The organism is Ferrimonas sp. (assembly GCF_048263965.1).
Taxonomy (GTDB): Bacteria; Pseudomonadota; Gammaproteobacteria; order Enterobacterales; family Shewanellaceae; genus Ferrimonas.
Genome location: NZ_JBLXDO010000029.1, coordinates 35,996 through 43,351 on the forward strand (window position 1 = coordinate 35,996; position 7,356 = coordinate 43,351).

General features: G+C 58.2%; 5 protein-coding genes. All 5 read right to left on the minus strand.

Annotation, left to right across the window (positions count from 1 at the left end):
- Nucleotides 1-25: 25 nt before the first annotated feature.
- The gene (pepN, locus tag ACN0RV_RS18250; RefSeq protein WP_417349882.1) at nt 26-2,605 is read right to left on the minus strand and encodes an aminopeptidase N; all 2,580 of its coding nucleotides are present in this window, start codon (nt 2,603-2,605) and stop codon (nt 26-28) included.
- A gap of 159 nt (nt 2,606-2,764) precedes the next feature.
- On the minus strand, nt 2,765-4,132 hold the full coding sequence (locus tag ACN0RV_RS18255) for a sodium-dependent transporter (protein WP_417349884.1): 1,368 nt from the start codon (nt 4,130-4,132) through the stop codon (nt 2,765-2,767).
- A gap of 288 nt (nt 4,133-4,420) precedes the next feature.
- The gene (locus ACN0RV_RS18260; RefSeq protein WP_417349886.1) at nt 4,421-4,696 is read right to left on the minus strand and encodes a tetrachloroethene dehalogenase; all 276 of its coding nucleotides are present in this window, start codon (nt 4,694-4,696) and stop codon (nt 4,421-4,423) included.
- A gap of 1 nt (nt 4,697) precedes the next feature.
- Nucleotides 4,698-6,104: a reductive dehalogenase gene (locus tag ACN0RV_RS18265; protein ID WP_417349888.1), complete on the minus strand. Its 1,407-nt coding sequence runs from the start codon at nt 6,102-6,104 to the stop codon at nt 4,698-4,700.
- Between the two features lie 85 nt (nt 6,105-6,189).
- A complete protein-coding gene (locus tag ACN0RV_RS18270) occupies nt 6,190-7,158 on the minus strand; it encodes a LysR family transcriptional regulator (protein ID WP_417349890.1) in 969 nt (322 codons plus the stop codon).
- Between the last annotated feature and the right edge of the window lie 198 nt (nt 7,159-7,356).

The window sequence follows — 7,356 nt, forward strand, 5'->3', positions numbered from 1 at the left end:
ACCGTTACCGGCCGCCCTCCTCGACTCAGCTCAGGCTCTTGCTGACTTTTTCATACAGGTCCTTGGAGAGATCCTCCAGTGCCATCAGCTGCTCCAGACATTGACGCATCTGCTGCTGGCGCTGTGGTGTATGTTGCTTAAAGCCAATCAGCGGGGTGATGATGCGTGCCGCACACTGGGGGTTGATGCCGTTCAGCTTGGTCAGTTGTTCGGTGAGGAAACGATAGCCGGCACCGGAGTCATGGTGGAATGCCTTGGGGTTGCCATCGGCGAAGGCACCCACCAGGGCGCGGACCCGGTTGGGGTTGCTGATGTCGAACGCGGGGTGCGTCATCGCCTCGGTCATCTCCTCAAGCAGCGGCGCCACCTCCATGGGGGTGGTGGCCAACTGGCTGAAGTACTTGTCCATGACCAGAGGATCATGGCGCCATTTGGCCTCAAACGCGCTCATCATCTGCTGGCGCTGGGGCAGCAGCCCCTGATTGGCGGCACGCAGCGCCCCCAGGGTGTCGGTCATATTGGTGGCCTGCTCATACTGAGCCAGCACCAATTCAGACTCTCCGCAAAGAGCCATAAACTCCAGCAGCAGATTCTTCAGGGCACGATGAGGGGCATCGTTCGCCGCAACGCAGCGCCGATAAGCCTCTGCCATCTGGGTCGCCAGGGCGCATCCCAGGGTCTGTTGCAACTGACGGCGTGCCTGATACAGGGCCACCACGTCGCAGCCACTGCGCATCTCCATCAGGGTGGAGACGGAGGGCAGAGTCAACATTTGAGACACCAGGGCGGCGTCCAGGCTGCCATCGGCCAGGATCTGGCCAAAGGCCTGTACCAGGGCGCCGCTGTCAAGGCGGTCGCCGTCCAAGGTGGCGAGTACCGCACTGGCCAGGATCCCCTGGGCCGCATCCCAGCGCGCTACCGCGTTGTTGGCGTAGCTCATCAGGTGAATGCGCTCGGCTTCGCTCTGGGAGAAGCTCAGTTTCACCGGAGCAGAGAACTCCTGCAGCAGGGAGGCCACCGGCTTAGCCTTCACATCATCAAAGGTCAGGGTCGCCTTCTCCTCGGTCAGGCTGTAGAGGCCGTCGAAAGGCTGACAACCCAGATTCAGTTTCAGGGCCTGCCCCGAAGCGTTAAGCAACTCCAGTCTTACCGGCAGGTGCAGCGGCAACTTCTCAGCCTGATCGGCGGTTGCCGGAGTGTGCTGGCTCAGATGCAGTTGGTACTGGCCGGTTTCGGCATCAAACTCCTCCTCCACGGTCAGTACCGGGGTACCGGACTGGCTGTACCAGCGACGGAACAGAGTCAGATCCACCCCGCTGGCATCTTCCATCGCCTGGACAAAGTCGTCACAGGTGACCGCCTGACCGTCATGTCGCTCCACATAGAGAGCCATCCCCTTCTGGAAGCCCTGCTCGCCCAACAGGGTGTGCATCATGCGGATGATCTCGGCGCCCTTGTCGTACACGGTCACCGTGTAGAAGTTGTTCATCTCGATCACCTTATCAGGGCGGATCGGATGGGCCATTGGGCCGGCGTCTTCGGCAAACTGAATACCGCGAATTACCTTAACCGCTTCGATGCGATGCACCGCCCGGCTGCCCAGATCCGAAGAGAACTCCTGATCCCGGAACACGGTCAGCCCCTCTTTCAGGCTCAGTTGGAACCAATCGCGGCAGGTGATGCGGTTACCGGTCCAGTTGTGGAAATACTCGTGGCCGATGATTGATTCGATGCGGTCGAACTCGGCATCGGTGGCGCTGTCGCTGTCTGCCAACACGCATTTGGAGTTAAAGACATTAAGCCCCTTGTTCTCCATGGCGCCCATGTTGAAGAAATCCACCGCCACCACCATATAGATGTCGAGGTCATATTCCAGGTTGAACCTTTGCTCATCCCACTTCATCGCCCGCTTCAGGCTGGCTATGGCGTGATGGCCGCGCTCTTTCTGGCCTTTGTCCACAAACAGCTGCAGGGCAACCTCACGGCCGCTGGCCGTGGTGAAACTGTCTTCCAGCAGATCGAAGTCGCCGGCCACCAGGGCAAACAGGTAGCTGGGCTTGGGGTAAGGATCGACCCAGGTTGCAAAGTGGCGGCCGCCGTCCAGATCGCCGCTGTCCACCTTGTTGCCGTTGGCCAACAGGTAGGGATAAGCCGCCTTGTCTGCCTCGATGCGAGTGGTGTAGCGAGCCAGCACATCCGGCCGGTCCAAGAAGTAGGTAATGCGCCTGAATCCTTCCGCCTCACACTGGGTGCAGAAGGTGCCTTCCGACTTGTACAAGCCTTCCAGGGCGGTGTTGTTGGCCGGGTCAATACGGGTTACCAGAGTCAGAACCGCGTTATCCCTGTCCATTGGCAACACCAGAGTGCCCTCCTCCATGCGGTATTCATCGGCTGCCAGGGCAACTTCATCGATGGACACGGAGACCAACTCAAGCTCATCCCCCACCAGCGTCAACTCGGTGGCACCGGCCTGAGCGCGACGGATGGCACTCTGGGCAATCACCAGGGTGGCATGATCTTCCAGCTGAAAGGTCAGGTGGAGGGTGTCAATCTGGAAGGGGCTGGCCTGATAATCTAGGCGGTGGCGGGCTGTCGGCTGCGACATGGTTCTCCTCCTGGGAACTGGCCGGGCGGATGTCGCCACCGAATCCATGTCGGTGATCGCCCGGATATAGAGTAATGCGGCATTATAACAACAAAACGCGCCGCTCCAGTTGGCAGCGGCGCGTTTGCTGTAGATTTGCTCAGCGTTCGGCTGAAACCTCTACAGATCGAGGACCCCAATCAGGTTGAGGAATACCAGCATGATGGCCACAGGCGCGATGTATCTCAGGCAGGTCTGCCACAAGAGGTAGAGTGCTGGCTCAGTGTCCAGCATTTTCCGGCTGATCTCCTCCTTCACTGCCCAGGCGGTGAATACCGAGATGATCAACCCTCCCAGAGGCAGCATGATGTTGGCGGTAATGTAATCCAGCAGATCAAAATAGCTCATCTTGATGTCACCCCAGAGGGAGACCACGCTCCACTCGGCACCGGTGAGGGAGAACACCGTTAGCAGACTCACCAGCCAGATGGCGAACCCAGCCAGAGCCGCTGCCTGCCAGCGTAGCAGACCGCGGTGCTCCACCAGCCAGGCCACGCTGGACTCGATCAGGGCAATGGAGGAGGTAAAGGCTGCCACCACCACCATCAGGAAAAAGCTGCCGCCGAACAACGACCCCAGGGGCATCTGTCCGAAGGCGATGGGCAGACTCTGGAAGATAAGCCCCGGCCCCGCCCCGGCGGGCAACCCGTTGGCGAAGACCACCGGGAAGATAGCCAGGCCGGCCATCAACGCCACCAGGGTATCCATCAGGGCAATATAAACCGAGGTTTTTACCAGGGAGGTGCCCTCGGGCAGATAGGCGCCGTACATGATCATGATTCCCGACGCCAGAGACAGGGTAAAGAAGCTGTGCCCCAGGGCGATCAACACCCCGTTCCAGCTCAACTTGGAGAAATCCGGCTCGAACATGAACCGCACCGCCTGGGCGAACTCGCCGGTATTGGCGGCATAGAGCACCATGATGGTCAGCAGCACGAAGAGAATGGGCATCATATAGTTGACCGCCTTCTCCAGCCCCTTCTGGACCCCCTTGCCCACCACGATGCTGGTGCCCAGCACAATCACCCCACTCCAGCCGAGCAGCGGATAGGGGCTGGCATTGAGGTTGGAAAACAGCTGGCCTATCTCATCGGCACTGCGGCCGGTAAAACTGCCGGTGAACCCGTACCAGGTGTAGGCCACCGCCCAGCCGGCGATCACCACATAGAAGGAAAGAATCAGGAAACCGGCAATCACCCCACCCCAGCCAGTGACACGCCAGGCGCTGGAACGGCCAGAGTCCCTGGCCAGTTTGATCACCGACTTGGAGGGAGCAAGACGGCCATACTTACCTATCATCACTTCGGCCATCATCACCGGCACCCCGATGAGGGCGATGCACGCCAGATAGACCAAAACGAACGCACCGCCGCCGTTTTCACCCATGATGTAGGGAAACTTCCAGATATTACCCAGCCCGACTGCGGCGCCGGTGGCGGCCAGAATGTAGGTAAATCGGTTGGACCACCTTCCGTGATACTCAGACATCTTGTGACTCCCTCCACCGGTACCTCGCTGCATGGGCATGCATCCGGCTTATTTTGTTAATATATTGTTTATTTATTATAGCTTTACCATAGCTGGGGGTCGCTGACTAGGAGGGCGCGAGGTGGATTTTCAGGGGATAACCCTATTCAGCCAGCAAGTGGCCAGTGCCATCTTCTGTTTCAGTGACAGCCGGTGGCACGGCCATCGGAATGAGAGCGGGATCACAAACGATCCCTGCAGACGAAAAAAAGGCCGCTAAGCGGCCTTTACCAACCTTAATTCGGTCAGCTACCTCGGAAAAGGCGCAATCCAGCGTCGCCACCCGGCGGCAAGGAGCAACAGCCCTCCCAGGCCAAAGATCACCAGGCCCATGGCGCCGGACTGGGCTTCACCCTCAGCAAAGGATGCCCAGGACCAGCCAAAACAGAGGGCCAACAGCAGCGCCGATACCGCCAATACTCCCCTGGCCTGCCAGCCCAGATGATAGGAGAGCGCCAGCTTTCGATACCCCACTCCCGCTGCCACCGTCATCACCCCCAACAAATACCACTGCAATGCCATCATCTTAGACCTCCTTGTGCCAGAACAGTTTGTGTGCCTTGGCCACGTCCATATTGCCGTAGCCAAACAGGCTGTCCATCTCCCTCATAAAGGAGTGGATGGGCCCCCTGGTGAAGGTGTTGGACGCGTCAATCAGGCGGTGATGCCAGAAGTCCGGCTTGTTCCAGGGACAGGATTTAATGCAGTTGGTACAGGCCACGTTATTGTCCGCCCAGAACTTGTAGCATTTCTTCGCGTCGTTGTAGTACTTGAGTACCCCTTTCTGCCCATGCCAGGCCAGATCAGGGTTGTCCGCACCCTCGAAGGTGGGCTGGTAGCTGGGTTCGTCGTCGAAGGTGATCGCCTTGGATGGGCAACGATCCGCGCACAATTTGCAGTGGCGACAAAACTCCATAATGCCGAAGTTTCTGGGCTTGTCATACTCGACAAAATCCAGATCGGTCAGAACCGCTGAGATCCGCACCCTGGGGCCCAGTCCGGGGGCGACCAAAGCGCCGTTTCGAGCTCCCTCCCCCAGCCCGGCCATAATGCCGTACGCCACCTTGTTGATGGAATCGTTGTGAGAGGCCACGGCCTGGTACCCCAGTCGCCGTATGAAATCGGCCAGAGAGCCGGCAACCAGGGCCATGTCGGTATACGCCTTATTCACCGCTCCCACGGAGGTGGCCGCCGGAGAGGTGCGGATGCCGTCGTAATCCATCTCATGCAACATGACGATGACGGTCTTGGGCTTGAAAGGGTACTCCTCCCAGGACACCTCTTTCGATTCCATGATGTTGTACATGGGCTCGTAGTTCCAGCGGGGATCGTTGTAGGTAATGCCGACCCGTGTCGCGCCAAACAGCGACGCAGCCCGCTTGATGCGCGTGGCGGCATCCTGTCTGGAGCTGAATTTCCACTGCACCGGTGCGAGATTCTTCTGTTGCCACCCACAGATGCCAGGAGCATCAGGTTGACCGAACTTCGCCATCTTGCCCAGATACTCCAGAGGGTGTGAGGCGGCACAGAACAGCGCCCAGTCGATCTGTTGGTAGCCCGGTTTGCTGTCATCCCACTGCTCCGGCGGACGAGTGTAGTCTGAGGCGGCAAACATGCCGTCGCGAAAGGACCAACCGGGTTCGCCAATCAGCTCGGCAAATGCCGTGTCCCGCTCAGGAAACTGGGCCCAGTTTTTCTCTGATCCCCCTTGGGAAAAGATCCAGTTTCGCTGGCTGAACGGTTTGAGTAACGCCTCATCCACGGGCATGGGAAAGCCGCCATCAAAAGGTACGCCCTGTATACGGCCACCCACCCAGGCAGCAGCGCCCCCGGTTGCGGCCAGGCCAGCTGCGACGGCACTTAACTTGAACAGCTTACGTCGCCCAAGGTCCTCCGGGGTATCGGACTGGTTATGATTTGGTTTGGATGTCATTGAATTACCTCTGCATCATCATCTCGGTAATTCAGAATTATATTTTTGAAATTTATCTGTTTTTAGATGGCCCAATCGAAACCGCTCATGCCCCTGGTGCATCAAGGTGACGAAAGTAATCGGTAAGCTCGTCAAGAAACACGCTGACCTTGGGGGCCAACAGCCGCCGGGTGGGATAGATGCCGTGTAAGGTCAACCTGGTGCCATGCCCACCGCCGAACAGCCTGACCAGCCGCTGGTCAACATCCATGCGACTCACCAGTTCCTCTGGACACCAGATCACCCCTGCCCCGTTCAAGGCCCAATCCAGCGCAGGAGAGAAGGTTTCGAAGCTGGCAAAGGGGTTTATCAGCATGGAGCGGGGTTGACCCTCTTCACTCCACTGCCACTCTCCTCGTTGCCAGAACTGATTTCTAACGAAGAGGCAGGGGTGCTGGGTTAACTGCTGCGGGTGATCAATGGGGCCCTTGGCCGCCAGATAATCGCGGCTGGCAAAGAAGTCGAGAGTAAACCCCTTGATTGGGCGAGCAATCACTTTACGGTCTGCGGGAAGAAATGCGTGGATCATCAGATCCATCTCTACCGACTCTATGCCATCCACCAGCAGTCGACCTGGCGAAAGGTTATGAAAATCCAATTGGATTTTTGGATACTTTTCTAAAAATCGTCTGAAGAAACCGCTCTCCAGTATCTGTAACACCCATTGGGGCATCCCCACGGACAGCTCCCCCGCCGGCTCCTCCTGAAGTCGACGGACAAAGCTCATGGCATTTTCGAAGTCGCTGCTCAGCCTGCGGCTATGACTCAGAAAACCGACGCCCATTTCGGTCAGGGTAACCGAATGGGTGGTGCGCTCGAAAAGCCGCAAGTTGAGACTCTCCTCCAGTCGACGTATGCGCCGGCTTGCCGTAGGTTGACTGATCCCCAGTTGCTTGGCTGCGGCGCTGAAGCTGCCATGTTTGGCCACAAGGTTAAACAGGGTCAGTTCATCCAGGCGCAGCTGGCTCGCCAACTGCTCCACATTACACTCCTGCTGAGGGGGGCGTCTTGCCATGTCAGGCTCCGTTGATAATTAACAGTGACCCGTTCTAACCGGTTTCCCCTGACATTGGTGTGAGCTGGCTCTGGCTGTTGTCCCATACTAGGAGTTACTGAAAAGCCTGGCAGCCATCCATAAAAAAGGGCTGTGTCCTAAGTAACTGTTGAACCCCACCCAACAGCTTCGAACAGACACTGCTCAGAGCTGGGCCGG